Source organism: Geodermatophilus bullaregiensis, assembly GCF_016907675.1.
In the GTDB taxonomy this organism is placed as follows: Bacteria; Actinomycetota; Actinomycetes; order Mycobacteriales; family Geodermatophilaceae; genus Geodermatophilus; species Geodermatophilus bullaregiensis.
The window spans coordinates 472,787-498,672 of the sequence record NZ_JAFBCJ010000001.1 but is presented as its reverse complement, the minus strand read 5'-3'; the positions used below and the strand labels follow the sequence as shown (position 1 = coordinate 498,672).

The 25,886-nt window shown below is 75.8% G+C and carries 24 protein-coding genes and 1 pseudogene; 12 read left to right on the top strand and 13 right to left on the bottom strand.

The window, feature by feature from the left end:
• Positions 1–2 precede the first annotated feature (2 nt).
• The 4 genes from JOD57_RS02225 to JOD57_RS02210 all read left to right on the top strand — a co-directional run bounded on the left by JOD57_RS02225 (position 3) and on the right by JOD57_RS02210 (position 4,484).
• Positions 3–665, top strand: coding sequence for a hypothetical protein (locus JOD57_RS02225; protein ID WP_204690411.1), 663 nt, complete (start codon positions 3–5; stop codon positions 663–665).
• A 60-nt stretch (positions 666–725) separates the two neighbouring features.
• Positions 726–1,799, top strand: a complete 1,074-nt coding sequence (locus tag JOD57_RS02220; protein ID WP_204690410.1) for a TIGR03885 family FMN-dependent LLM class oxidoreductase — start codon at positions 726–728, stop codon at positions 1,797–1,799.
• Positions 1,800–1,940: 141 nt separating this feature from the next.
• On the top strand, positions 1,941–3,611 hold the full coding sequence (locus tag JOD57_RS02215) for an alpha-amylase family protein (protein ID WP_204690409.1): 1,671 nt from the start codon (positions 1,941–1,943) through the stop codon (positions 3,609–3,611).
• Between the two features lie 447 nt (positions 3,612–4,058).
• Positions 4,059–4,484, top strand: coding sequence for a hypothetical protein (locus tag JOD57_RS02210; RefSeq protein WP_204690408.1), 426 nt, complete (start codon positions 4,059–4,061; stop codon positions 4,482–4,484).
• Positions 4,485–4,497: 13 nt separating this feature from the next.
• Here the strand turns inward: JOD57_RS02210 and JOD57_RS02205 are convergent, their stop codons facing one another.
• The 5 genes and pseudogenes from JOD57_RS02205 to JOD57_RS02185 all read right to left on the bottom strand — a co-directional run bounded on the left by JOD57_RS02205 (position 4,498) and on the right by JOD57_RS02185 (position 10,087).
• Positions 4,498–5,241, bottom strand: a complete 744-nt coding sequence (locus JOD57_RS02205) for a hypothetical protein (RefSeq protein ID WP_204690407.1) — start codon at positions 5,239–5,241, stop codon at positions 4,498–4,500.
• Positions 5,242–5,336: 95 nt separating this feature from the next.
• Positions 5,337–6,101, bottom strand: coding sequence for a sulfite exporter TauE/SafE family protein (locus JOD57_RS02200; RefSeq protein ID WP_204690406.1), 765 nt, complete (start codon positions 6,099–6,101; stop codon positions 5,337–5,339).
• Positions 6,098–6,880: a sulfite exporter TauE/SafE family protein gene (locus tag JOD57_RS02195; protein WP_204690405.1), complete on the bottom strand. Its 783-nt coding sequence runs from the start codon at positions 6,878–6,880 to the stop codon at positions 6,098–6,100. The genes JOD57_RS02200 and JOD57_RS02195 overlap by 4 nt, the downstream gene beginning before the upstream one ends.
• 78 nt (positions 6,881–6,958) lie before the next feature.
• Positions 6,959–7,342, bottom strand: a pseudogene (locus JOD57_RS02190) (GNAT family N-acetyltransferase); the annotation flags it as partial.
• Between the two features lie 192 nt (positions 7,343–7,534).
• A complete protein-coding gene (locus JOD57_RS02185) occupies positions 7,535–10,087 on the bottom strand; it encodes a DEAD/DEAH box helicase (protein ID WP_204690403.1) in 2,553 nt (850 codons plus the stop codon).
• Positions 10,088–10,243: 156 nt separating this feature from the next.
• Here JOD57_RS02185 and JOD57_RS26030 point away from each other — a divergent pair, with 156 nt between their 5' ends.
• Both JOD57_RS26030 and JOD57_RS02180 read left to right on the top strand, forming a co-directional pair.
• Positions 10,244–10,372 (top strand): hypothetical protein, encoded by a 129-nt coding sequence (locus tag JOD57_RS26030; RefSeq protein WP_275582051.1) that lies wholly within the window; start codon positions 10,244–10,246, stop codon positions 10,370–10,372.
• 124 nt (positions 10,373–10,496) lie between these two features.
• Positions 10,497–11,354, top strand: a complete 858-nt coding sequence (locus tag JOD57_RS02180; protein ID WP_307824386.1) for an SDR family oxidoreductase — start codon at positions 10,497–10,499, stop codon at positions 11,352–11,354.
• A gap of 111 nt (positions 11,355–11,465) precedes the next feature.
• Here JOD57_RS02180 and JOD57_RS02175 read toward each other — a convergent pair whose 3' ends face one another.
• The 3 genes from JOD57_RS02175 to mmuM form a co-directional block, all read right to left on the bottom strand.
• Positions 11,466–11,999, bottom strand: a complete 534-nt coding sequence (locus JOD57_RS02175; protein ID WP_204690402.1) for a hypothetical protein — start codon at positions 11,997–11,999, stop codon at positions 11,466–11,468.
• A gap of 1 nt (position 12,000) precedes the next feature.
• Positions 12,001–13,332 carry an LbetaH domain-containing protein gene (locus JOD57_RS02170; protein WP_204690401.1) on the bottom strand — a complete coding sequence of 444 codons (1,332 nt, stop codon included), beginning with the start codon at positions 13,330–13,332 and terminating at the stop codon, positions 12,001–12,003.
• A 141-nt stretch (positions 13,333–13,473) separates the two neighbouring features.
• Positions 13,474–14,448, bottom strand: a complete 975-nt coding sequence (gene mmuM / locus JOD57_RS02165; RefSeq protein WP_204694523.1) for a homocysteine S-methyltransferase — start codon at positions 14,446–14,448, stop codon at positions 13,474–13,476.
• A gap of 49 nt (positions 14,449–14,497) precedes the next feature.
• Here mmuM and yidD point away from each other — a divergent pair, with 49 nt between their 5' ends.
• Positions 14,498–15,007: a membrane protein insertion efficiency factor YidD gene (gene yidD / locus JOD57_RS26635; RefSeq protein ID WP_204690400.1), complete on the top strand. Its 510-nt coding sequence runs from the start codon at positions 14,498–14,500 to the stop codon at positions 15,005–15,007.
• 7 nt (positions 15,008–15,014) lie between these two features.
• Here yidD and JOD57_RS02155 read toward each other — a convergent pair whose 3' ends face one another.
• Positions 15,015–15,596: a dihydrofolate reductase family protein gene (locus JOD57_RS02155; RefSeq protein WP_204690399.1), complete on the bottom strand. Its 582-nt coding sequence runs from the start codon at positions 15,594–15,596 to the stop codon at positions 15,015–15,017.
• Between the two features lie 83 nt (positions 15,597–15,679).
• Here JOD57_RS02155 and JOD57_RS26630 point away from each other — a divergent pair, with 83 nt between their 5' ends.
• Both JOD57_RS26630 and arfB read left to right on the top strand, forming a co-directional pair.
• Positions 15,680–16,345, top strand: coding sequence for a winged helix-turn-helix transcriptional regulator (locus tag JOD57_RS26630; protein ID WP_204690398.1), 666 nt, complete (start codon positions 15,680–15,682; stop codon positions 16,343–16,345).
• 14 nt (positions 16,346–16,359) lie between these two features.
• Positions 16,360–16,800: an alternative ribosome rescue aminoacyl-tRNA hydrolase ArfB gene (gene arfB / locus JOD57_RS02145; protein ID WP_204690397.1), complete on the top strand. Its 441-nt coding sequence runs from the start codon at positions 16,360–16,362 to the stop codon at positions 16,798–16,800.
• Here arfB and JOD57_RS02140 read toward each other — a convergent pair.
• From JOD57_RS02140 to JOD57_RS02125, 4 genes are all read right to left on the bottom strand, one after another.
• Complete coding sequence (locus JOD57_RS02140) at positions 16,797–17,441, bottom strand: GNAT family N-acetyltransferase (RefSeq protein WP_204690396.1); 645 nt, start codon at positions 17,439–17,441, stop codon at positions 16,797–16,799. The genes arfB and JOD57_RS02140 overlap by 4 nt on opposite strands.
• A 156-nt stretch (positions 17,442–17,597) precedes the next feature.
• Entirely contained in the window at positions 17,598–18,218 is a 621-nt protein-coding gene (locus JOD57_RS02135; RefSeq protein ID WP_204690395.1) for a hypothetical protein, read from the bottom strand.
• Between the two features lie 92 nt (positions 18,219–18,310).
• Positions 18,311–19,180, bottom strand: a complete 870-nt coding sequence (locus tag JOD57_RS02130) for a DUF2382 domain-containing protein (RefSeq protein ID WP_204690394.1) — start codon at positions 19,178–19,180, stop codon at positions 18,311–18,313.
• 126 nt (positions 19,181–19,306) lie between these two features.
• Complete coding sequence (locus tag JOD57_RS02125; protein ID WP_307824384.1) at positions 19,307–20,170, bottom strand: TetR/AcrR family transcriptional regulator C-terminal domain-containing protein; 864 nt, start codon at positions 20,168–20,170, stop codon at positions 19,307–19,309.
• A 173-nt stretch (positions 20,171–20,343) separates the two neighbouring features.
• Here JOD57_RS02125 and JOD57_RS02120 point away from each other — a divergent pair, with 173 nt between their 5' ends.
• The 3 genes from JOD57_RS02120 to JOD57_RS25030 are packed head-to-tail and all read left to right on the top strand — an operon-like array spanning position 20,344 to position 25,861.
• Positions 20,344–22,929, top strand: coding sequence for a molybdopterin oxidoreductase family protein (locus JOD57_RS02120; protein WP_307824383.1), 2,586 nt, complete (start codon positions 20,344–20,346; stop codon positions 22,927–22,929).
• Entirely contained in the window at positions 22,929–25,457 is a 2,529-nt protein-coding gene (gene nirB, locus JOD57_RS02115) for a nitrite reductase large subunit NirB (protein ID WP_204690393.1), read from the top strand. The genes JOD57_RS02120 and nirB overlap by 1 nt, the downstream gene beginning before the upstream one ends.
• Positions 25,454–25,861: a Rieske (2Fe-2S) protein gene (locus JOD57_RS25030; protein WP_204690392.1), complete on the top strand. Its 408-nt coding sequence runs from the start codon at positions 25,454–25,456 to the stop codon at positions 25,859–25,861. The genes nirB and JOD57_RS25030 overlap by 4 nt, the downstream gene beginning before the upstream one ends.
• Positions 25,862–25,886 lie beyond the last annotated feature (25 nt).

Here is a 25,886-nt window from a genome sequence, read left to right as displayed (position 1 = left end):
CCGTGGACGACACCTGGCTGCTGGTGCACCCGCCGCTGCTCGGCCCCGCGGTCCTCGGGCCCCTGGCCGCCGAGCTGCGCGGCCGCGGTGCGACGGCCGCCGTCCCCGACCTGCGCGGGCAGGTCCAGGACCCCGCGGCACCGGGCCCGTCGGCGGCCGGCTGGGCGCGGCGGTGGGCGGCTGCGGTGGACGTCGCCGCGGACGTCGTCGTCGGGTTCTCCGGCGCCGGCATCGTCCTGCCGCTGGTCGCCGCCGCCGTCGGCGCCCGGCGGGTGGTGTGGCTCGACGCCGTCCTGCCCGACGAGGGGACGGGGCACTGGCCGGCGGAGGTGCGCGAGCTGGTGGCGCCGCTGGTCGCCGACGACGGCCGGGTCGCCGACTGGACGACGTGGTGGGGTCCCGACGCGATGACGCAGCTGCTGCCCGACGACGCCGTGCGGAGCGCCGTCCTCGCGGAAGGGCACCGGCTGCCGGCGGACCTGTGGTCGGTCGGCGTCCCGGTGCCCGGGGTGTCCGGCGAGCCCCGGTACGTGCACCTGTCGCCGGCCTACGACGGCGACGCCGCGGCCGCCCGCGCGCGGGGCTGGGCGGTGGCTGGGGACGGCCGCGGCGCCCACCTCGACGTCGCCACCGCCCCGGCGCGGGTGGCCGACCTGCTGGCCTGAGCGTCTGCGGCACCTCGCCGTCCCCTGGCCGGCGGGCCCCGGCTGCGGTAGGCACGACCGATGACAGTGATCGGCTTCCACAACTCGCACGAGCAGGTGCACCCGGCCGATCTCCTGGCCGCCGTCCAGCACGCGGAGGAGGTCGGCTTCACCGCGGCGATGTGCTCCGACCACTTCGCGCCCTGGAACCACGCGCAGGGCCACTCGGGGTTCGCCTGGTCCTGGCTCGGGGCCGCGCTGGCCACCACCGGCCTGCCCTGCGGCGTGGTGAACGCCCCGGGGCAGCGCTACCACCCGGCGGTGATCGCCCAGGGCGCCGCGACGCTGGCGGCGATGTTCCCCGGCCGCTTCTGGATGGCGCTCGGCAGCGGGCAGGTGATGAACGAGCGGATCACCGGCACGCCGTGGCCGCCCAAGCGGGTCCGCGACGCCCGGCTGCGCGAGTGCGTCGACGTCATCCGCGCGCTGCTGGCCGGCGAGGAGGTGACCCACCGCGGGCTGGTCGACGTCGAGCGGGCCAGGATCTGGTCGCTGCCCGAGCAGCAGCCCGCCCTCATCGGGCCGGCGATGAGCGTCCCGACGGCGCGGCGGCACGCCGACTGGGCCGACGGCTTCATCACCATCAACCAGCCGCACGACACGCTGCGCGAGCTGGTCGGCGCCTACCGGGACGCGGGCGGCCAGGGGCGGCTGGTGCTCCAGGTGCACCTGTGCTGGGACCCCGACCCGGAGCGCGCGACGGCCATCGCCTACGACCAGTGGTTCACCAACACCTTCCCGCCGCCGCTGTGCTGGGACCTCGACGGCCCGGAGGCCTTCGAGCAGGCCAGCCGGTACACGCCGCAGGAGGCGGTCGAGGGCGCCGTCCGGGTCAGCTCCGACCTCGGGCAGCACGCCGCCTGGCTGGCCGAGTACGTCGAGCTCGGCTTCGACGAGGTCTACCTGCACCACGTCGGCAAGGAGCAGAAGCCGTTCCTCGACGCCTTCGGGGAGCACGTGCTGCCGCAGCTGGGGGTCACCCGGCCGGCGCCCGCCGTCGCGCTCGACGGCCCGGGTGGGCCCCGCCGTCCGCGGCAGGAGCCCGAGCCGGTGCAGCCGACCGTCCTGCCGGAGGGTCGGCCGCCCGCGCGTTGACCTTCGGCTGCGTGCCGCTCGCGCCGGCGTGTCCGCGCGTGTCGCGTGCACGCAGCCGATGATCGACTGGCGGGGGGCGGCCGGAACGAGCCGACGGCGTCCACTTGCCACCGGTGCGGGTGATCGACAGGCTCGCTCGACATGCGGATCACCGACACGGCCGACCTGTGGTGGAAGACGGCGGTCGTCTACTGCCTCGACGTCGAGACCTACCTGGACTGGAACGGCGACGGGTGCGGTGACCTCGCGGGCCTGGCCCAGCGGATCGACCACCTGGCCGACCTCGGCGTCACGTGCCTGTGGCTGATGCCCTTCTACCCGACCGCCGAGCGCGACGACGGCTACGACATCACCGACTTCTACGGCGTGGACCCGCGGCTGGGCACGCACGGCGACCTGGTCGAGGTCATCCGCACGGCGAACGACCGCGGCATCCGGGTGATCGCCGACCTCGTCGTCAACCACACCAGCAGCCGGCACCCGTGGTTCGAGTCGGCGCGGGCCAGCAAGGACTCCCCGTACCGCGACTTCTACGTGTGGCGCGCCGACGAGCCGCCGGACACCAGCGACCAGGTCGTCTTCCCCGACCAGGAGGACTCGATCTGGACGCTGTCGGAGGAGACGGGGGAGTGGTACCTGCACCGGTTCTACAAGGAGCAGCCCGACCTCGACGTGAGCAACCCGCGGGTGCGCGACGAGGTCGCCAAGATCATGGGTTTCTGGCTGCAGCTGGGCCTGTCGGGCTTCCGCGTCGACGCCGTCCCCTTCTTCCTGGAGACGCAGGAGGGGGACGAGGACGTGTTCGCCGACCCGCACGAGTACCTGCGCGCGCTGCGCTCCTTCCTGGGCCGGCGCACCGGCAGCGGGGTGCTGCTCGGGGAGGTCAACCTGCCGCACGAGCAGCAGCGCGAGTTCTTCGGCGGCGGCGACGGCGACGAGCTGACCATGCTCTTCGACTTCATCGGCATGCAGGCGCTCTACCTGTCGATGGCCCGCGGGGACGCCGGCCCGCTGGTGCAGGCGCTCACCGGCCGCCCGCAGGTGGACCCGGACAGCCAGTGGGCCACCTTCGTCCGCAACCACGACGAGCTGACCCTGGACAAGCTCTCCGAGGAGGAGCGCGAGGAGGTCTTCGCCGCCTTCGGCCCCGAGGAGCGGATGCAGGTCTACGGCCGCGGCCTGCGCCGCCGGCTGCCGCCCATGCTGAACGGCGACCCGCGCCGCGTCCGCATGGTCTACAGCCTGCTGTTCTCGCTGCCCGGGACGCCGGTGCTCTTCTACGGCGAGGAGATCGGCATGGGCGAGGACCTCTCCGCCGAGGGCCGCCTCGCCGTCCGGACGCCGATGCAGTGGACGGCCGGCCCCAACGGCGGCTTCTCGAGCGCCGACCCCGACGCGCTGCCCGGTCCGGTGGTCTCCGGCGGCTTCGCGCCCGAGTTCGTCAACGTCGCCGACCAGCGCCGCGACGAGGACTCGCTGCTGTCGTTCATGAAGCTGCTCATCCGCCGCTACCGCGAGTCCCCCGAGCTCGGCTGGGGCTCCTTCCGCGTGCTCGAGCAGCCGCACGCCGCGGTCCTCGCGCACGTCTGCGAGTGGGACGACGGCACCCTGGTGGCGGTGCACAACCTCGGCGCCGAGCCGCGCACCGTGCCGCTCGTGCTCGACGGCTGTGACGCCTCGCACCGGCTGGAGGACCTGCTGGTCACCGAGTCGACGGTCATCGGCGACGACGGCGCGGTCGAGCTGACCCTCGACGGCTTCGGGTACCGCTGGCTGCGGGTCGTGGCCGGCGACAGCCGGCGCCTGCTCTGAGCTGCGGGTTCCCGCGACGGCCGGTCATGCCGCCGGGACGGCGCGTGGCCGCGCGCCGTGATCACCCGGCCGGCCACGGGTCCGGACCCGCCGCGCCCGGGGGGCCTGCGGGGACCGACGGGGGTCGCGCCTAGCGTGACCGTGGTGTCCGATCCCGCCGCTCCCGCCCCGTCCGCCCCGGTCCCGTCCGCCCCGGTCCCGTCCGGGCCGCCCACCGCCCCGGTGACCGTCCCGGCACCCGCCGGCACCTCCGGCGCACCCGGACCCACGACGGCGGGACCGGCCGGTGCGACCGCCGTCGGCGCGACCGCGGCCCCGGCCGGCCCACTCGGTGCCCCCGGCGCCCCGGCCGGGTCCGGTCCCGCGGCGGGTCCGGCGCCCGGCCCGCCGCCCGTGCCCCGGCCGGCCACCGTCGTCGCGCCCGCGACGCCCGGTCCCGTCCCACCGGTGCCCGCGGACGCCCCGGACGACACCGGCCCGCACGCGACCGGGCCGGTCACCGCCCGACCGCCGGCACCGCGTCCCCGCCGCCGCGACCCGCTCACGCGGATGGGCCCGTGGGCGCCGGCCGCCGGGGCGTTCGTCGGCCTGCTCGCCGGGCTGGTCGCCGTCCTGCTGCTGGCCGGGCGCGCCGACGCCTTCGGCGAGGGACTGGCGCTGGTCTTCCTCGTCGTCGGGCTGACCATGCTCGGCGCGGCCGCCGCGCTGCTGGCCGACGAGGTGCGGCTGGTGCGCCGGGGCGCCCGCGAGGCGAGCATCCGGCCCGCCTGGGTGGAGGCCACCGCGGGGCTGATCAACGGGCTCACCCCGGCCCGGCTGCTGCTGGGCAGCAGCGCCTTCGTGCTCTTCCTCGCCGCCTACGTCGGCCGCTGAGCCCCGCCGGCGCTCACTGCCCGCGGGCGTCCTCGCGCAGGTCCGCGGGGTCGAGCCGGCCGGTGACGATGTCGTCGGCGACGTCGTCGACCACCCGGCCGGTGACGAAGGCGTGTGCCCGCAGCACGGCGAGGGTGTCGACGACGTCCATGCCGAGCGCGACCGTCGCGACGCCGGTGGCCTGCCACACCCGGCTGCGGCGCCGGGCCGCGGGGGAGTCCCACCACCGGGCGGCACCGTCGTCGGACGGCACCGCCCCGGAGGCGCGCACCAGCTCCTCGGTCAGCGTGACCACGACCGCCTCGACGTCGTCGCGCGGGACCTTCGTCAGCGTCTCGGGCTCGCGGGCGTAGAGGTCGACGATCACCGTGGGACCCAGGGGTGGCGCCAGCGGCACCGAGAAGACGGCGCGGTAGGGCGTCTCGCCGAGCATCGCGGCGTGCAGGTCGGGCCAGTTGCGGGCGATGTCGTCGAGGTCGAAGACGATGGCGCTGCCGGTGTCGTGCGCGCGCAGGCAGGGACCGTCACCGGCGGTGAACTGCAGCTGCTCGGCGTGCGCGGTGTCGTGGTCGCTGGCGCCGATCGGCGTCCGCAGCCCGGCTCCCTCGTGGATGCTCAGCGCGGCGCCGTCCACCCCGACCGCGTGCGCGCAGGCCCGGGACAGCCGGGAGGGCACCATCTCGGGACCGTCCTCACCCGGCGGCGCGGGCTCGCGCAGCGCTTCGAGGAACCGTCCCGCAGCATCGCTCGTCTCCACCGTCGCCTTCCCTCGTCCCGTCGTCGTCCCGCTGCTCGTCCGGTGACGGACAGGGCACCAGCCTGGCCCTTTGCGCCCGCGAGCACCACACCGGGTCAGGCGTAGGCCTCCACGGCCAGCACGACGGCGAGTCCGAGCCCGGCGAGGGCGATGAGCCGGCGCAGCGCCGTCTGCGGCGCCCGGCGGACCACCCGGGGGCCCAGCCGGCCGCCGACGAGGCAGCCCAGCGCCAGCGGCAGGGCCGCGCTCCAGGCCACCGGCGACAGCAGCGCGAAGCCGACGGCGGCCACCGCGTTGGCGGTGCCGAGGACGACGTTCTTCACCGCGTTGCCACGCGGCAGGCCCTCGCCGGTGCCCAGCAGGAGGAGGGCCAGGAGGAGGACGCCGGCCGCGGCGCCGAAGTAGCCGCCGTAGACGGCCACGACGGCGACGCCCGGCGCCAGCCACCACGGGTCGCGCCGCCCGTGCGCGCGCCGGCCCTCGGCGGCCAGCTCGGCCGGCGGGCGCTGCAGGAGGATGGCCAGCGCCGCACCGCCGATCAGCCACGGCACCACCCGCTCGAAGGCCGCGGCCGGGGTGAGCAGGAGCAGCGCGGCGCCCGCGGCCCCGCCGAGGACGCCCGCGGCCACCAGCGGTGCCAGCCGCCGGCCCTGCCCGGCCAGCTCCGGCCGGGAGGCGCTGATCGAGCCGACGCTGGTCAGCACCAGGGACACCGTGTTGGTCACGTTCGCCGTCACCGGCGGCAGGCCGGTGGCCAGCAGCGCCGGGTAGCTCACCAGCGAGGCCAGCCCGGCGACGCTGCCGGCCAGTCCCGCGCCCACCCCGGCGAGGACGAGCAGGCCCCACTCGAGCGGGCTCACCGGGTCACCAGCACGCCGATGGCGACGCAGCCGAGCACGACGATCGCCGTCCGCAGCAGGGCCGCGGGCAGCCGCCGGCCGTAGCGGGCGCCGACCGTGCCGCCCACCACCGACCCCGCGGCCACCAGCGCGGCGGCCGTCCAGTCGACCCGGTCGGTGGCGACGACGACGTAGGCGAGGGCGGCGACCGCGTTGACCGTCGACGTCAGCACGTTCTTGATCGCGTTGAGCCGCTGCAGCGGCTCGGCGAGCAGCAGCCCGAACAGGCCGATCTGCAGCACGCCCTGGCTGGCGGCGAAGTAGCCGCCGTAGGCGCCGGTGGCGTAGGCGGCGCCGACCAGGCCGGTCAGCCGCCACCCGCGTGCGCGGGGCACCGGCGTGCCGGCCGCCGCGCGGCGGGTGGCCAGCCGGCGCGACAGCAGCGGCTGCACGGCGACCAGCACGACGGCGAGCCCCACCAGTGCGGGCACCACCGCCTCGAACGCCGCCGCGGGCAGGTGCAGCAGCAGGACCGCACCGGTGAGCGCGCCGAGCGCCGAGGCCGGCAGCAGCCGCAGCACCAGGCCGCGCTGCCCGGCCAGCTCCCGCCGGTAGCCCACCGCGCCGCTGACGCTGCCCGGCACCAGCCCCAGCGTGTTGGTCACCGTGGCCGTCACCGGGGGCAGCCCGGTGGCCAGCAGCACCGGGAAGGTCACCAGCGTCCCCGAGCCGACGACGGCGTTGATCGAGCCCGCGGCCAGCCCGGCAGCGGCGACCGCGAGCATCTCCAGCACGGTCATGCGGTCATCGCGTCGAGCCTGGCACGCCGCTCCCCGCGACGGGCGTGGGGGCCGGGACGGCCGCCCGGGCGACACCGGTCAGGCGAGCGCGGTGGTGCGCTCGAGCACCGCCGGGTCGAGCCGACGGTCGGCGTGGACCAGCCGGACGGCGGCCGGGTCGGGGTTGCCGGCGTCCGGACCGCGCCAGACCAGCCTCAGCCCGGCCCGCTCCGCCCGCCCCCGGGAGTCGACGTCGTGCTCCAGCAGGTAGGCGACGACCGGCCGGTCGGGGGCGACGGCGCGGGCGGCGTCCAGGGCGGCGGCCACGAGCTCGGCGGCCAGACCGCGGCCCCACGCCGGAGGGGTGGAGCGGTGGTAGAGGTTCCACCACGAGGTGCCGGGCGGGCACGCGCAGCCGCCGGTGCCCACCACCTGGCCGGGTCGCAGCCCCGGGACGTCGGCGTCGTCGCGCAGGCGGGCGGTCCAGTAGCCCCGCGTGCACCCAGTCCTCCAGCGAGTGCTCGATCCGGACGGCGACCTGCTCGGGGGACGTGAGCCGGCGCGAGGGGAGGTGGGCTCAGGTGCGCGGGTCGGACAGGAGGCGGAAGTGCTCGTCGAGGTCGCCGGGGACGACGGCGTCCAAGCGCAGCCGCGGCGTGGTGCGGTGCCGCCAGGTCACGAGTCCTTGCGGCCGGCGTCGACGACGCGCAGCACGACCGCCCCCTCCTCGTCGGAGGCCGCCAGGTCGACCTCGGCGTCGATGCCCCAGTCGTGGTCGCCGGCCGGGTCGTCGAGGACCTGCCGCACCCGCCAGACGCCGGGCGTCCCCTTGTCCCAGACCAGCAGCGCGGGACCGCGGGCGTCGGCTCCGGTGCCCAGCTCGTCGTGCTCGTCGAAGTAGGCCCGGACCACCTCGCCCCAGCGCTCGGCGTCCCAGCCGGAGCCGGCGTCGAGCTCGCCGAGGTCGTACCAGCGCCGGCGGGCCCACAGCTGCACCCGCTGGAACAGCGCGTTGCGCACCATCGCGGTGAACGCCCGCTCGTTGCCGGTGAGCGGCCGCGGCCGGGCGGGGACGGCGACCGGCTCGTCCAGCGGTGCGTCCGGGCTGGTCAGCTGCTCCCACTCGTCGAGCAGCGAGGAGTCGACCTGGCGGACCAGCTCACCGAGCCACTCGACGACGTCGGTGACCTCGTCGGTGCGCGCGGCGGTGGGCACGCCCGAGCGCAGCGCCTTGAAGGCGTCCGACAGGTAGCGCAGGACGGCGCCCTCGGACCGGGTCAGCCCGTAGGTGTTCACGAACTCGCGGAAGGTGGAGGCCCGCTCCCACATCTCGCGGACGACGGACTTCGGCGAGAGCTGCGCGTCCGCGGCCCACGGGTTGGTCTGCCGGTAGACGTCGTAGGCGTGGCCGAGCAGCTCCTCGAGCGGCTTGGGATGGCTGATCTCCTCGAGCAGCTCCATCCGCTCGTCGTACTCGATGCCCTCGGCCTTCATCCGCGCGACGGCCTCGCCCCTGGCCTTGTTCAGCTGGGCGGCGAGGACCTGCCGCGGGTCGTCGAGCGTCGCCTCGATCACCGAGACCACGTCCAGCGCGAACGTGTCCGACTCGGCGTCCAGCAGCTCGATCGCGGCCAGCGCGAAGGTGGACAGCGGCTGGTTCAGCGCGAAGTCCTCCGGCAGGTCGAGCGTCAGGTCGTAGCGCCGTCCGTCCGGCTCCGGCGGGTCCAGCCGCTCCAGGACGCCGGCCTGCAGCAGCGAGCGGGCGATGCCGATGGCCTCGCGGACGTGCTGCAGCTGCTTCCTGCGCGGCTCGTGGTTCTCGGTGAGCAGCCGGCGCATCGCGACGAACGGGTCCCCCGGCCGGTCGACGACGTCGAGGACCATCGACGTCGAGACGCGCATGTTGCTGGTCAGCTTCTCCGGCTCGGCCTCGATCAGCCGCCTCATCGTCGCCTCGCTCCAGGGCACCATGCCCTCGGGCGCCTTCTTGCGCACGAGCTTGCGGCGCTTCTTGGGGTCGTCGGACACCTTGGCGAACTGCTTGAGGTTCTCCACCTCGTGCTCGGGCGCCTGGACGACGACGGTGCCGGCGGTGTCGTAGCCGGCCCGCCCGGCGCGGCCGGCGATCTGGTGGAACTCGCGGACCTGGAGCAGCCGGGTGCGGGTGCCGTCGTACTTCGACAGCGCGCTGAAGACGACGGTGCGGATCGGCACGTTGATGCCGACGCCGAGGGTGTCGGTGCCGCAGATGACCTTGAGCAGCCCGGCCTGGGCCAGCTGCTCCACCAGCCGCCGGTACTTGGGCAGCATCCCGGCGTGGTGGACGCCGATGCCGTGCCGGACCAGCCGCGACAGCGTCGTCCCGAAGGCCGAGGAGAACCGGAAGCCGCCGATCGTCTCGGCGATCGCCGCCTTCTCCTCCTTCGAGCAGACGTTGACGCTCATCAGCGCCTGCGCGCGCTCGAGCGCCGAGGCCTGGGTGAAGTGGACGACGTAGACCGGCGCCTGCCTGGTGTCCAGCAGCTCCTGGATCGTCTCGTGCATCGGCGTCGTCGCGTAGTAGTGGTGCAGCGGCACCGGGCGCTCGGCGTTCGCGACCAGCGCGGTGGGCCGGCCGGTGCGCCGGGTGAGGTCCTCGCGGAGGAACGTGACGTCGCCGAGGGTGGCGCTCATCAGCAGGAACTGGGCCCTCGGCAGCTCCAGCAGCGGCACCTGCCAGGCCCAGCCGCGGTCGGGGTCGCCGTAGAAGTGGAACTCGTCCATGACCACCAGCCCGACGTCGGCGTCGGGGCCCTCGCGCAGCGCGATGTTCGCGAGCACCTCCGCGGTGCACGCGATGATCGGGGCGTCGTGGTTGACCGCCGCGTCGCCGGTGAGCATGCCGACGTTGGCCGCGCCGAAGACGCCGCACAGCGCGAAGAACTTCTCGCTGACCAGGGCCTTGATCGGGGCGGTGTAGAAGCTGCGCCGTCCGCCGGCCAGCGCGGCGTACTGCACGCCGGTGGCCACCAGCGACTTGCCCGAGCCGGTCGGCGTCGCCAGGACGACGTTCGCGCCGCTGACCAGTTCGATCAGCGCCTCCTCCTGCGCCGGGTACAGCGGCGTGCCGCCCGCCTCGGCCCACGCGGCGAAGGACGTGAACAGCTCATCGGGGTCGGCGCCGCCGGCCCGCAGCGCGGAGAGGTCGCCGGGGTCGTCGAGGAGGGGGAGGGGCGCGGTCGCGGTCATCGTGCCGTGCAGCGTGCCCGACCCGCGCGGCCTTCCCGCCGCCGGGCCGCCGGACGGTCCCGGTCACGATCCGGTCACGACACCTGTGGTCGGGGCTCGCTTCTGTCGTTCCCCTGAGGCAAGGTGAACGGCAGGTGAACGAGAGGTGGCTGCACGATGCGCGTCGAGGAACGTCCGCTGGTCCGCTGGGTCCCCGTCGTCGACCGGGACGGTCGCCGGCACATGGAGATGCGCTGGGCGCTGCCCACGGTGGCCGAGGCGCCGCAGGCCCCGCGGGCGGCCTGACCCGGCCGACCGCCGCCGGCGGCCGGGCCGGTTCCGCGAGAGCGGAGCCGGGTAGGCGGGACGGCGACGCGACACGGGGGGAGACGACCCCCGGTGACGCGCGCACCCGACCTGAGGAGAGCCCGTGTCGTCACCCCGCCCCGAGTCCCAGCCCGAGCAGCAGCAGACCCCGCCCGGGACGCTGGGGGAGATGGACCCCAGGCCCGACCACGGTGAGGAGAGCTACCGCGGCTCCGGGAGGCTGACCGGCAAGGCCGCCGTCGTCACCGGCGGCGACAGCGGCATCGGCCGCGCCGTCGCGATCGCCTTCGCCCGCGAGGGCGCCGACGTCCTGATCTCCTACCTGTCCGAGCACGAGGACGCCGAGGACACCGCGAAGTACGTGCGCGAGGCCGGCCGCACGTGCGTCCTCGTCCCCGGGGACATCTCCGACCGCGCGCACGCGAAGACGATCATCCCCGCCGCGGTCGAGGCGTTCGGCAAGGTCGACGTCCTGGTGAACAACGCCGCCTTCCAGATGTCGCACGACACGCTGGAGGAGGTCTCGGACGAGGAGTGGGACCACACCGTCGCCACCAACCTGACGGCGATGTTCACCCTCTGCAAGGACGCCGTCCCGCACATGCCCTCGGGTGGGTCGATCATCAACTCGTCGTCGGTGAACTCGGACATGCCGAGTCCCAGCCTGGCGCCGTACGCGATGACCAAGGCCGGCATCGCCAACTTCACGGCCAGCCTGGCGCAGATGTACGCGGAGAAGGGCATCCGGGCCAACAGCGTCGCGCCCGGCCCGGTGTGGACGCCGCTGATCCCCGCGACCATGCCCGAGGAGAAGGTGGCCAGCTTCGGTCAGCAGGTGCCGATGGGCCGCGCGGCCCAGCCGGCCGAGCTCGCGCCGGTCTACGTGCTGCTGGCCGGCGACGAGGCCTCCTACGTCTCCGGCGCGCGGGTCGCCGTCACCGGGGGCAACCCGATCCTCTGAGGCACCGCGACGATCAGGGGACCTGATCCCAGCGCGTCCTCCCCGGCGGTGCACGGTGGGGGAGGACGCGCGACGATCAGGTCCCCTGATCCCCGCGACGGCGTGCCTGGGTCAGGCCGGGGTCTGCGAGGTGACCCGGACGGGGCCGGTCCACGGGGTGGCCGTGCCGTCCGCGCCGACCGCCCGCACGCGGTAGGCCAGGCCGGCGGCGTCGGAGAGCTGGATCTCGCGGTTGAGCAGCCCCCGGTCGGCCGGGTTCACTCCGGTGGCGACCTCGAGGTCCACGCAGCCGTCCGGGAGCACCTCGAGCTGCGGTGAGGCGCCCTCCGGCGTGACCAGCCGCGCCTCCCAGCGGGCCAGCTCGGCCGGGGAGCCCTCCGCCGGGGCGAAGCAGGCCCGCCAGGTGGTGGTCCAGCTGATCCGCCCGTCGTCCGCGGGGACGACGGTGTCCTCGAGCGTCGCCGACACCAGGCGCACCGGCTCGCCGGCCACGGCGGGCCCGGCCGGTGCCGACGAGGTGGCCGCGGAGGTCGTCGGGGACGCCGTCCCCGGCGGGACCTCCGCGGACGTGCACCCGGCGAGCGCCACCGCCAGCACGAGCAACGCGGCCGCGGCGCCCGCCGGGCGCCCGGGGGTCAGCCGCACGTCACCACTCGACGGCGCCGAACTCCTCGCCGTTGAGGACGACCACGCGGTCCGGGACGACCGTGCCCGGCGGCAGGTCGGTGCCGACGACGGCGCTGCGCTCACCGATCGTGGCCCCCTCGCCGATCGTGCTGCGGAAGACCACGGCCTCGTCCTCGAGGGTCACGCCGTCGTGGATGACGGTCGGCTCCTCGGGCTGGCCGGCGACCACGACGCGGCCACCGCCGTGGGCGATGACGCCCGCGCCGTAGGTCACGTCGTCGCCGACGACGAGGTCGGTGTCCTCCAGTGCGTGGAAGACCACGTCGTCGCCCATGCCCTCGACGTGGCCGACGCTGAAGTCCTCGCCCTCGTCGGCGCGCAGCGAGACGTCGTCACCGGCGACGGCGTCGAAGTGGCTGAACGGGTCGGCGAAGTCGACCTCGCCGATGACCCGGTTGCGGTGCCCCGGCACGGCCAGGTCCTCCCCGGCGAAGTCGGGCAGGTCGCGGTCCGGGTTGAACTCCGTGCCGCCGGGGTCGACGTTCACGCCGTGCAGGGCGTCGGGGTCCTCGCGGTACAGCTCGGTGTACTCGCGGGCGAAGGCGACGTTGACCTCGATCACGGCCTCGTTGAACGCGACGTCGGCCTCGGTGATCGCGCGCACCTTGCCCAGCGCCGGGTCGTCCGCCTCGGCCTGGGTGGTGACGTTCTTGCCCGGGAGGACGAGCGTGCCGCTGCGCAGGGTCACGCCCGGGCCGACCCGGCCGAGCGCCGAGATGCCGGTGTTCCGCTCGAGGACGGCGCCGTCGACCTGGCTGCCGAAGGAGAGGAAGACCTCCTGGTCGTCGTCCGGGTCGGCCGGGATGTCGCCGCCGCCCACGCCGACCGTGGCCGGACCGATCACCGAGGAGCCGTGCGCGAGGATGACGCGGTCGGCGATCTCGACCCCGTCCCCGCCGGTCTCGGCTCCGTCCTGGGGACCCTCGACCAGCTCGCGGGAGGCGATGACGGAGACGTTGTCCTGGATGTTGCTCTCCGCGCCCACGGAGATCGGCGCCTCCTCCGAGGCGACCAGCTGGGCGAAGGGGCCGACGTAGACCTGCTCGGCCAGGGTCACGTGCCGGCCACCGACGACCTCGGTGGACGGGTCCAGGAAGCTGGCGGTCTCCGCCGGGGCGTCGGCCGGGCAGACGGGCACGTCGGCCCCCTCGGGGGAGCAGCCCTCGGCCCCCACCGGGTCGCCACCCGCCGGGTCGCCCGGAGGACCGTCGTCCGCCGCGGCGGACAACGGTGTCAGCGCGCCCAGTGCCATGACGGTGGCGGCGGCGGTCGTGAGGATCGTCCTGCGCATCGGAGCGGTCGTCCTTCCTCGCGGGGGACGCGCGCGGGGTCTGCGACGCACGTCCTGCGGGAGCGTGCCGGGGCGTCACCCGTTCGGGCGAACAGCAGGGGCCGGGGAGCCGGCCGGAGCGCGCGTGGCGGTGACGCGCTGTCAGAGGCCGCGGTGGCCCAGGTCACGTCGTCCGACCCGGTTCCCGACCGTGCGGGCGAGCGCGGCGATGCCGGCCGGCCCGACGCGGCAGCAGCCACCGACCAGCCGCGCCCCGGCCGTCATCCACCCCTGGGCGGCGGCGGGGTCGACCCCGCCGGTCCCCGTCCACCGCCGGGCGCCGGCGTCCCAGCTCTCGCCGCTGTTCGGATAGGCCACCAGGGGCGTCCCGGCCGCGGCGGCGGCCGCCAGGGCGGTGCCCACCGCCGCCGGGTCCGTGCAGTTGACGCCGACGGCCACCACGGCACCGGCGCCGCGGGCCATGGCGAACACGTCCGCGGCCGGCTCGCCGCGCCGGGTGCGCGCGACCCCCGCCTCGTCGACGACGGTGGTCAGCGACAGCCACACCGGGACGCCGAGCACCTCGGCCTCGGCCAGCAGCGCCTCGGCCTCCGCGGCGGCGGGCACCGTCTCGCAGGCCAGGACGTCGGCGCCCGCCCCGGCCAGCGCGGCCATCCGCGGCCGGTGGAAGGCCCGCAGCTCGGCGACCGTGAGGCCGCCGCCGGCGCGTCCGGTCCAGCCGGGGTCGGCGTAGGCGCCGGTGTACTCCGAGCCGTCGGCCAGCGCCGCGCCGTAGGGCCCGACCGACCCGGCCACCCAGCCGCCGGGGGCGCCGCGCCGCGCCAGCTCCACCGAGCGGGCCACCAGCGCCAGCGCCTCGTCCCGGTCGACCCCGGCGGCGCCGAAGCCCTCGACGGTGGCCTGGTAGCTCGCCGTCGTCGCCACCTGCGCGCCCGCGGCGGCGAAGGCGGCGTGCGCGGCCACGACGGCGTCGGGCTCGTCGCGCAGCAGCCGGGCCGACCACAGCGCCGAGGACACGTCGTGCCCGCGGGCCTCCAGCTCGGTGGACAGCCCGCCGTCGAGGACGACGGGACCGGCGGCGAGCGCGTCGGCGAGGGGAGGCAGCACGCCGTCCATCCTCCCGGCCGTTCTGCGGGCGCACCGCCGGGCCAGCAGGATCCGCGGTGTGGTGTTCATCTGGAGCAGCAACTGGCGGCCGCGACGCCGCCGCCGCGGGTACGGCCCCCGGCCCGGCTGGCGGTACGGGTACGGCCGCCGGTACGGCCCGCCGCCGGGCTACGGGTACCGGCGGCACCACCGCGACGACCGCGACGGCGGCTGCCTGCGCGACCTGCTGTTCCTCAACACCGGCTGCTGCCTGGCCAACGCCATCGGCTGCAGCGTGGACGGGCTGTTCCTCGTGCCGACGACGGTGCGGCACGTGCACGCCGCCGGCACCGGGACGCGCGGCTCGCGGATGGCCGAGCGGATGGTCGCCGCCGTCCGCGTCTACCAGCGCGAGGTCAGCCCGGCGCGGCCGCCGTGCTGCTCGTTCACCCCGACCTGCTCGGCCTACGCCGTCGAGGCCATCGAGCGGCACGGCGCCCGGCGCGGCGGCCGGCTGACCCTGCGCCGGCTGCTCCGCTGCCGGCCGGGCGCGGCCGGCGGGGCCGACCCGGTGCCCGCCGCGGCCTGACGCCCGCTCAGCGGACCGGGCGGTACCGGTTGACCAGGACGCCGGTGGTGGTGGGCACCGACTCGACCAGCTCCCACCGCAGCTGCGCGCCGGCCGGGAAGAGGGTGCGGCCGGCGCCCACGACCACTGGCGCGACGGCCAGCACCAGCTCGTCGACCAGCCCGGCCGGCAGCAGCGTGGCCAGCAGGTCGGGACTGCCCAGCACGGTGAGGTCGAGGTCGGTCGTGGCCTTGAGCCCGGCCACCGTCGTCGCGGCGTCGCCGGCGAGCAGCGTGGAGTTCGCCCAGCCGGCGGCGTAGCCGGGGTCGCGGGAGACGACGTACTTCGGCTTGGCGTCGAGCACCGGGCCGAAGGGGTTCTCGGTGGTCCCGGCCCAGGCGGCGCGCAGGCTCTCGTAGGTGCGGCGGCCGAACAGCATGCCGCCGTCGGCCTGCAGGCCCCGGCCCATGACCTCGCCGAGGACGGCGTCGGGGTAGGGGGCGAACCAGCCGCCGCGGTCGAAGCCGCCGCGGGTGTCCTCGTCTGGACCGGCCGGGCCCTGCGCGACGCCGTCCAGGCTGACGTTCTCGACTGCGGTGATGGTGGCCACGGGAACTCCTCGGCTCGGCTGGCAACTACGCAATCAGTAGTAGTCACTACGGATGGCGTAGCGCAAGGGGTAGGCTCGGCCGCGTGTCCGACCGGCGCAGCTACGACGACCCCTGCGGGGTGGCCCGCGCCCTCGACGTGGTGGGTGAGCGCTGGGCGCTGCTCGTCGTGCGCGAGCTGCTGCTCGGCCCCAAGCGCTACACCGACCTCGCCCGCGGCCTGCCCGGCAGCAGCCCGACCGTGCTCAGCCAGCGGCTGCGCGACCTCGAGACGGCCGGCATCGTGCGCCGGTCGGCCGCCGGGCCGCCGGGCGGCGGCCGGGTCTACGAGCTCACGCCACGCGGGCACGACCTCGAGGACGTGCTCGTCGCCCTGGGCCGCTGGGGCTCGCGGACGGTGCAGACCTCGGCCGGGGACCTCGGCACCGACGCCTTCGTGCTCGCGCTGCGCACCACCGCCGACCCGGCGCGGCTGGCCGGCTGGTCGGCGCGGGTGGAGCTGCGCGTGGAGGACCCGGCCGGCCCCGACCGGGTCGCGCTCACCGTCGACGGCGGGCGGCTGAGCGCCGTCCGGGGGACGGCGGGCGCCCCGGACGCCGTCCTCGCCGGGCCGCCGGCGGTGCTGCGCGCGGTCGCCTTCGGCCGCCGGTCGCTGGACGCGGCGCTCGACGACGGCGCGGTGCGGATTGAGGGTGACGACGCGGCGGTGCGCCGGCTGCTGGCCGCCGTCGTCCCGCCGGTCCCGGCCTGAGCGACACTGGGGCCGTGCCCGCCGCCGACGACGCCGCCGGTGACCTCCCGGTCTCCGGCTCCCTCGTCGTGCCCGCCGCGGCGCTGGCGTGGCGGTTCTCCCGCTCGTCGGGGCCCGGCGGGCAGGGCGTCAACACCGCGGACTCGCGGGTCGAGCTCTCCGTCACGCCGCTGGACCTGCCCGGGCTGACCGACGCCCAGCGGGCCCGGCTGGCCGAGCGGCTGGGGTCCCGGCTGGTCGACGGCGTCCTGACCGTGGCGGCCAGCGAGCACCGCCAGCAGCTGCGCAACCGGCAGGCCGCCCGCGAGCGGCTGGCCGCGGTGCTGCGCGCCGCGCTGGCCCCGCCGGTGCCGGCCCGGCGCCGCACGAAGCCGACGCGCGGTTCGCAGGAGCGGCGGATCGCGGCCAAGAAGCGCCGCGGCGAGCTCAAGCGCCGCCGCGGGAGCTGGGACTAGAGCTCCGGCATCGGCACGCCGGGCGGCCGGACGACCACCCACAGCGGCAGCTGGCCGTCGGCCGAGCGGGTCGCCTGCACCACCTCGAAGCCCAGTCCGCGGGCGAAGCGCACGACCGCCCAGGCCGGCGCCACCAGGGCCGCGGGCACGCCGTCGGTGTCGCAGCGGCGCAGCACCGGCGCCAGCACCGCGCCGCCCAGCCCGCGGCGGCGGGAGCGGGGCCGGGTGGCCAGTGCCCGCAGCCGCCAGTGCGGCCCGTCGGGCAGCGCCGCCGCCAGCTCCGCCTCGGTGCGGGCGACCGCGTCGGCGCGCTCGGCGTGCAGCCGGGGCGTCTCGCGGTCCAGCGCCGCGCGGACGTCGGCGGGCACGGGCGCCGCCGCCCCCTCGGGCGCCGCCCAGGAGGCGACCGCGTCGACGTCCTCGCTGACCCAGGTGGTGCCGGTCGTGACGCCGCGGTGGCCCTCCAGCTCGGCCAGGCGGGTCAGCCGCTGGGTGCGCCCGTCGAGCGGCAGCGCCCAGCGCACCCAGCGCGACTCGGCGAACGCGACGGTGAGGGTGGCGGCGATGCGCGGGACGTCGCGCGGCTCGGCCGGCCGCACCAGCGGGACGCCGACGTGGACCGTCGGCCCGGGCTCGCTCATGACCCGATCAGATCACGCGTGCCGCGGGCGCGCCGTCCCCGCACACGACGACGGGGCCGGCCCTCCAGGAGGACCGGCCCCGTCGAGGGGAGCTGTGGTGGCCTCCCTGCTGGGTCCCGCCGCGAGCGTGCGAGTGGCGGGGGCAGGGAGGACCTCTCAGAAGCCGGCGCGGTCGACCTTGCGGTGGTACCGGGTGCCGAGCTTGCCGCCGAGGACGGCGCCGACCAGGGTCGCGACCAGGACGGCGGCCAGCGCGACGATGCCGGCGGTGGTCAGGGTGTCGCCGCTGATCGGCAGGCTCGGCAGGTTCAGCTGCGAGAGCACGTTGTACTGGGAGCCCAGCACGGCGCCGGCGATCCCGAGGAGCACGGCGACGAGCAGGCCGATGACCCAGACCGCCAGACCCTGCTTGACGCCGTCGAAGCGGGCCATGCGGCCGGCGACGTAGCCGCCGGCGAGGTAGGCGAGGAACAGGACCACCAGCAGGGCGATGCCGCCGGTGAGCCCGATGGTGTCGGCCGCGGCGGTCGCCTCGTCGGCGGCCTGGTCGACGCTGGAGACCTGGGTCAGCCCGAAGGCGACGCCGGCGGCCGACAGCAGGGCGAGCAGGACGACCGCTAGGCCGTTGGCCGACAGCCAGCCGAAGAACGCCGCGCCCCACTTGATCCCGCCGAAGCGGGCGTGCTGGGCGTCGACGGCGTCACGGGCGGCGCCGCGCGTGGCGGAGGCGCCGTCGGTGGTCGTGCGCGCGGCATCGCCGCCGAGGGAGCTGCTCATGGTGCCTTCCTGGAGCGGTGGGGCCGGGCCCCGCCGGAGCGTCGTGTCGCGAGGGCGCGGACCGGCCGGGAGCCGGCCGGTCCGCGACGTCCTCAGCGGCGGCGGGTCGTCGGGTCGACGTCGCCGTCGACCTCGATCTGCTCCTTGCGGACCTCGCCGCTGACCGTCTCCTGCTCGGTGACGGTCTGGGTGTCGAGGCGGACGCGCTCGACCGGGGTGGCCTCCGTGGAGACGACGGGACGCTCGGCGTGCAGCGTGACCTCGTGCTCCTCCTCGGAGATGGCCGGGCCGTCGAGGGCGTTGCCGACGTTCGCGTCGGTGATCGGCTCGCGCTCGACCCGGACCTCCTCGCGCGAGACCGGCACGGTGGCGCTCTCGGTCTCGGTCACGACGTACTTGCGCAGCCGCGCCTTCCCGGCCTCGACGCGCTGGGTGCCGACCTCGAGGTGCTCCTCGGAGCGGGTCATCGCGTTGTCGGTCGTCGGGCCCGAGGTGTCGCGGCCCACGGTGCCGGCCTGTCCGCTCAGGTCCTGGCGACCCGAGGTGCCGGTGCGGCCCTCGAGCGAGTCCGGGATGCCGTCACGGTCGCTGTCGCGGCCGGTGGTGCCGGTGGTGGTGCCGGCGACGCCCTGACCGGTCGTCGTGCCGCCCGTGCCGAGGCCGTAGTAGGCGTAGAGCTCCGACTCCTCCTCGGGGGAGAGGTGGCCGGCGGAGACGTCGACGTGCGGCGCGCCCTTGACCTTGGCCTTGTCGTAGGGGAGGCGCAGCTCGTCGCCCTCGACGGTGGCCTCGGCCAGGGGCACGAAGGCCTCCTTGGTGCCGAACAGGCCGGTGCGGACGGTGGCCCACTCGGGGCGGCCGGTCTCGTCGTCGAGGAAGACCTCGCCGACGCTGCCGTGCTTGCCGTCGGGGCCGACGGCGGTGCTGCCGATGACGCTGCTGATCTGCTGTTCGGTGATCACGGGTGCTCCTCAGCTGGTGGCGTTCGGGGGTGGCCCGGCTCCCTCGCGGCGGTCGTGCCGGGGCTCAGCGGGCCACTTGCTGGGTGCCCGTTCCTTTACGCCGTAAACCCGATCCGGTCGACGTCCTCAGTCGCCCGGGGCCCGCCCCTCCTGCCGGACGGTCTCCAGCCGGCCGAGCAGGTTCTCGAGGGCCTCCTCGAACTCGGCGGCCGTCTCGTCACGCGACAGCAGCGACTCCAGGCGCACCACCGAGGGGTAGGACCGCAGGTCGGTGCGAGGGGACGCGTCGCCGTCCCCCGGCACGTCCTCCGCGTTGATGGCCACCCCCTTCTGGCTCACCTCCAACAGCAGGTGTCCCAGGAGGAAGCTCGAGTAGGCGCGGTAGGCGCCGACCGCCGCCTCGTCGGAGAAGCCGCTGTCGGTCATCGCGGTGAGGAAGGACTCCACCCAGCGCAGGCTGCGCAGCGGCGGGCGGACCCACGGCGCGGCCGGCGGGCGGGTGGCCACGAGCGGGAAGACCTCCGGGTGGGCCAGCGCGATCCGCCGCACGCCGTGCGCCAGCCGCTGCAGGAAGTCCTGCCAGCCGTGCGCGGCCTCCATGTGCACGTCCGGGTCGCCGTAGAGCTCGTCGATGACGGTCTCGACGACGCCGTCGAGCAGCTGCTCGCGGCCGGGCACGTACCGGTAGAGCGCCATGGCCTCCACGCCCAGCGCCGCGCCCAGCCGGCGCATGGTCAGCGCCGCGAGGCCGTGCCGGTCGATGTACTCGACCGCCGCGCCGAGGACCCGGCGGCGGTCCAGCGGCGTCCGCCCGTTCGGCGCGGGGCCGGCCGGCAGCACCGCGGTCGCACCCCGCGCCGCCGGACCGGCCCGGTCGGGGGCGTCGCCGGCGGGGGCGTCGCCGGCGGGGGCGTCGCCGGCGGGGTCGCCGGCGGGGTCGTCGGAGGGCACGTCGTCGGAGGGCACGTCGTCGCACAGTTCTCCCTGCACGGGCCCATCGTTCCCCGCCGGGACGACGGACAGGGCGGGCTCCGGCGCGTCGCCCGCGCCACGCCGCGTGGCGTCCGCCGCACCGTCCGGCACCGCCGGCGGTGAGGTCTCCGGAACCCAGGCTTGACGCCGGCGCCGCTGCGGGGAAACCGGGCCCCCCGAACCTCGAGGACGTGCCCGCAGCCGTCGTCCCCGGTGCCGCCCCGGCCGGTCCCCGCACGCGGACCACCGAGACCCACTGCCCGTACTGCTCGCTGCAGTGCGGGATGGCGGTGACCGCCGGCGACCGGCCGGCCACCCTGGTCCCGCTCGACTTCCCGACCAACCGGGGTGGGCTCTGCTCGAAGGGCTGGTCGTCCACCGAGCTGCTCGACCACCCCGAGCGGCTGCTCCGCCCGCTGGTCCGCAGCACCCCGGGGGACCGGACCAGCCCGCTGGTCGAGGCCACGTGGGACGAGGCCCTGGGCCGGCTGGTCGACGCCGTCGAGCGCACGCAGGCCCGGTACGGCCGCGACGCCGTCGGCTGCTTCGGCGGGGGCTCGCTGACCAACGAGCAGGCCTACCAGTTCGGCAAGTTCGCCCGGGTGGCGCTGCGGACCAGCGCCATCGACTACAACGGCCGCTTCTGCATGTCCTCGGCCGCGGGCGCCGCCAACCGCGCGTTCGGCCTGGACCGCGGGATGCCGTTCCCGCTCGCCGACATCGCCGAGGCCGACGTCGTCGTCCTGGTGGGCAGCAACCCGGCCGACACGATGCCGCCGGCGATGCAGTACTTCGACGCCGGCCGCGAGCGGGGCGCGCAGCACGTCGTCGTCGACCCCCGGCGCACCGCGACCGCCCGCAACGCCGCGCTGCACCTGCAGCCGCTGCCGGGCACCGACCTCGCGCTGGCCAACGGTCTGCTGCACATCGCCCTGGCCGAGGACCTGGTCGACGAGGAGTACGTCGCCGCCCGCACCACCGGCTTCGACGACGTCCGGTCCGGCGTCGCCGCGTACTGGCCCGACCGGGTCGAACGGATCACCGGGGTGCCGGTGGCCGACCAGCGGCGCACCGTGTTCGCCCTGGCCCGGGCGCCGCGGGCGATCGTCCTGACCGCCCGCGGCGCCGAGCAGCACCGGAGCGGCACCGACACCGCCCAGGCGTGGATCAACCTCGCGCTCGCCCTGGGTCTCCCCGGCCGGCCGGGGAGCGGCTGGGGCACCGTCACCGGGCAGGGCAACGGGCAGGGCGGCCGCGAGCACGGGCAGAAGGCCGACCAGCTGCCCGGCTACCGCAGCCTGGCCGACCCTGCCGCCCGCGCCCACGTGGCGGCGGTGTGGGGGATCGACCCCGACGACCTGCCGGTGCCCGGGCGGTCGGCCTTCGAGCTGCTCGACGCGCTGGGCACCGACGGCGGCGTCCGCACCCTGCTCGTGCTGGCCTCCAACGTGGCGGTGAGCGCCCCCGACGCACGGCGGGTCGTCAGCCGGCTCGGCGACCTGGACTTCCTGGCCGTCAGCGACTTCTTCCTGTCCGAGACCGCCGAGCTCGCCGACGTCGTCCTGCCCAGCGCCATGTGGGCCGAGGAGGACGGGACGATGACCAACCTCGAGGGCCGGGTGATCCGCCGGCGGAAGTCGCTCGACCCGCCCAGCGGCGTGCCCGACGACCTCCGGCTCCTGGCGGTGCTGGCCGAGCGGCTGGGCGCCGGGGAGCACTTCAGCAGCGACCCCGAGACGGTGTTCGACGAGCTGCGCCGGGCCAGTGCGGGGGGAGCCGCGGACTACTCCGGCATCAGCTACCGCCGCATCGACGCCGAGGAGGGCGTCTTCTGGCCCTGCCCGCGGGAGGACCACCCCGGCACGCCCCGGCTGTTCACCGAGCGGTTCGCCACCCCCGACGGTCGGGCGCGGTTCCTCCGCGTCGAGCACGTCGACGTCCACGAGCGCCCCGACGCCGACTACCCCTACGTGCTCACCACCGGCCGGGTGCTCGCCCAGTACCAGTCGGGCACCCAGACCCGGCGCACCCGCAGCCTGCAGATGGTCGCGCCGACCCCGCGCGCGGAGCTGCACCCCGACCTCGCCCGGCGGCTCGGCATCGGCCCCGACGACGTCGTCGAGCTGAGCACCCGCCGGGGCCGCGCCCGCTTCCACGCCTGGGTCACCGACGCCGTCCGCCCGGACGTCGTCTTCGCGCCGTTCCACTGGGGCGGCGGCTCCAGCGCCAACGCGCTGACCGACGCCGACGCCCTCGACCCCACCTCCAAGATGCCTGCCTTCAAGGTCTGCGCGGTCGCCGTCGCCCGCGCCGGCGGTCCCGACGAGCTCATCGCGCCTCCCGTCCCCGCGACCCAGCCGCAGCCCCGCGGCCACGAACGGCCCGCCACCCCCGCCCCGCGCCACCCCACCCGCACGAGGAGCACCCGCGTGAAGAGCACCCCACGCTTCCTGCAAGGCGTCTTCCCGATCACCGGCGAGGGCCTGGCCAAGCCAGGGCCGATCGACGCCGCGCTGCGCTACACGGTCCCGAACGGGCAGTCCGCCCAGGCCCTGTACTTCCGCGGCGGCAACTCCACCGGCGAGCTGGTCTACGTCCTGCTGGTCCGCGACGGCGAGCCGATGCGCTGGTTCCCCATCGGCGCCAGGGGCGACGTGCACGTGCCGCTGCGGGTGGTCGAGGACCTCACCGGCGGCACCGTCGTGGAGCTGCACGCGGCGGCGCCCGAGGGCGTGACCGGTGAGCTCGTGGTCGACCTCGGTCTGGTGGAGGTGTGATGACGGCGGTGCTGGGCGGTCGGCCCGAGGGCCTGACCTCGATCTCCCTGGACGACGACCTCGACCCCCGCGCGCGCCTGGTCGTCGTGGGCAACGGCATGGCCGGCGCCCGCTTCGTCGAGGAGGTCCTCGAGCGCGGTGGCGGCGAGCAGTTCCGGATCACCGTCTTCGGCGACGAGCCGCACGGCAACTACAACCGGATCATGCTCAGCCCGGTGCTGGCCGGGGAGGCGCACGAGGACGAGATCGTCCTCAACAGCCACGACTGGTACGCCGACAACGGCGTGATCCTGCGCGCCGGCGTCCGCGTCGAGCGCCTCGACACCGCGGCCAAGCTCGTCCACGCCGCCGACGGCACGGCCACGCCCTACGACCACCTGGTCCTGGCCACGGGCAGCTACTCGTTCATCCCGCCGATGACCGGCGTCCGGCGCGAGGACGGCGACCTGCTGCCCGGCGTGTACGGCTTCCGCACCATCGACGAGACCCGCGAGATGCTCGCCGCGACGTCCCGGTGCCGGAAGGCCGTCGTCATGGGCGGCGGGTTGCTCGGGCTGGAGGCGGCCCGCGCGCTGCAGGGCCACGGGATGCAGGTGGAGCTCGTGCACGCGATGCCGCACCTGATGAACGCCCAGCTCGACGCCGAGGCCGGCGCCATCCTCAAGAGGAGCGTCGAGTCGCTCGGCATCGGCGTGCACCTCGACTCGCTGGCCAGCGAGGTCCTCGGCAGCGAGCACGTCGAGGGGGTGCTGCTCCAGGACGGGCGGCGGCTCGACTGCGACCTGCTCGTCGTCGCCGCCGGCGTCCGGCCGCACACCGACGTCGCCGTCCGCTCGGGCCTGGAGGTCGAGCGCGGCGTCGTCGTCGACGACCAGCTGCGCACCGACGACCCCGACGTCTACGCCATCGGCGAGTGCGCCCAGCACCGCGGCTCGGTCTACGGGCTGGTGGCCCCGGCGTGGGAGCACGCGACCGTGCTCGCCGACGTCCTCACCGGCACCGACCCGACGGCGGAGTACCTCGGCAGCCGGACGGCGACCAAGCTCAAGGTCGCCGGGGTCGACGTCGCCACCATGGGCGTGAACACCCCCGAGCGCGACGACGACGAGTTCCTCGTCATCTCCGAGCCCAGGCGCGGCGTGCACATGTCGGTGGTCATCCGCGACGACCGGCTGGTCGGCGCCACGCTGCTCGGCGACACCCGCAAGGTCGCCTTCCTGACCCAGGCCTTCGACCGCGGCAGCCCGCTGCCCGAGGAGCGGATCCGGCTGCTGGTCGATCTCACCGACGGCAAGGAGGAGGTCGGCGTCGCGGACATGCCGGCCGACAGCCAGGTCTGCAACTGCAACGGCGTCACCAAGGGCGCGATCTGCGGCGCGGTGGCCGACGGCTGCGGCAGCGTCGGGGCGGTCATGGACCGCACCCGCGCCGGCAAGGGCTGCGGCTCGTGCAAGCCGCTCGTGAAGCAGGTCGTCGAGTGGGCCGCCGACGGCGACGTCGCCGAGGACCCCGCGGCCTCGTACTACGTGCCGGGCATCCCGCTGGCCAAGCCGGCGCTCGTGGCCGCCATCCGCGAGCAGGACCTGCGCAGCGTCTCGGCGGTCTTCGCCGCGCTCGCACCCGGCGGCGCGGAGGAGGCGAGGTCGAAGATGGGGCTGACCTCGCTGCTGAAGATGGTCTGGGGCGTGGACTTCGTCCCGGAGAAGGACGGCGAGTTCATCAACGACCGGGTGCACGCCAACATCCAGCGCGACGGCACCTTCTCCGTCGTCCCGCAGATCAAGGGCGGGGTGACCACGCCGGCGCAGCTGAAGAAGATCGCCGAGGTGGCCGAGAAGTACGAGGTCCCCATGGTCAAGATCACCGGGGGGCAGCGGCTGGACCTGCTCGGCGTCCGCAAGGAGGACCTGCCCGCCGTCTGGGACGACCTGGGGATGCCCTCGGGCTACGCGTACGGCAAGAGCTTCCGCACCGTGAAGACCTGCGTGGGCAGCGACTTCTGCCGCTTCGGCCTGGGCGACTCCACCCAGCTCGGCATCGACCTCGAGACGCGGTTCCAGGGCATCGAGAGCCCGGCGAAGATGAAGCTCGCCGTCGTCGGGTGCCCGCGCAACTGCGCCGAGGCCTACGTCAAGGACGTCGGTGTCGTGGCGATCGGCAACGGCAGGTGGGAGGTCTACGTCGGCGGCGCCGCCGGGGCCTCGGTGCGCAAGGGCGACCTGCTGGCCACCGTCGACTCGCCGGAGGCGGTGCTCGAGCTGACCGGCCGGTTCCTGCAGTACTACCGCGAGAACGCCAACTGGCTCGAGCGCACCTACGACTTCGTGCCGCGCGTCGGGCTCGAGCACATCCGGCGGGTGCTGCTCGAGGACAGCGAGGGCGTCGTGGCCGACCTCGACGCGGGCATGCAGGCCTCGATCGACGCCTACCGCGACCCGTGGGGGCAGGACGCCGGGGAGCCGGCGACGCCGGGGCAGTTCCGCTCGTCGCTGCCGCTGGTCCCGCTGCCGCAGGTGCCGGTCCGGTGAGCGTCTCGACGCAGGCTCCCGAGGCGCCGACCACGCCCGGCACGGAGACCGGGACGCCGGCCACCGGGGTCGCCGTCCCCGGCACCGCCGCGCCGCCGGCCGGGCGGGCGTACGCCGTCGGCCGGGCCGCCGACGTGCCGCCGGGGGAGGGGCGGGCCTTCGTCGCCGGGGACGTGCAGGTCGCCGTCTTCCGGCTGCGTGACGGCGCGCTGCACGCCACGCAGGCCGCCTGCCCGCACGCCGGCGGGCCGCTGGCCGACGGGCAGACCGACGCCGACGTGCTCGTCTGCCCGCTGCACCTCTACGCCTACCGGTGGAGCGACGGCTCCTCGCCCGGCGGCGCCGGGCCGCTGCGGCGCTACCCGGTCCGCGAGGTGGACGGGGTGCTCGTCGTCGACGTGTAGGCGCGTCGCCGCGTCGTGTGCACGT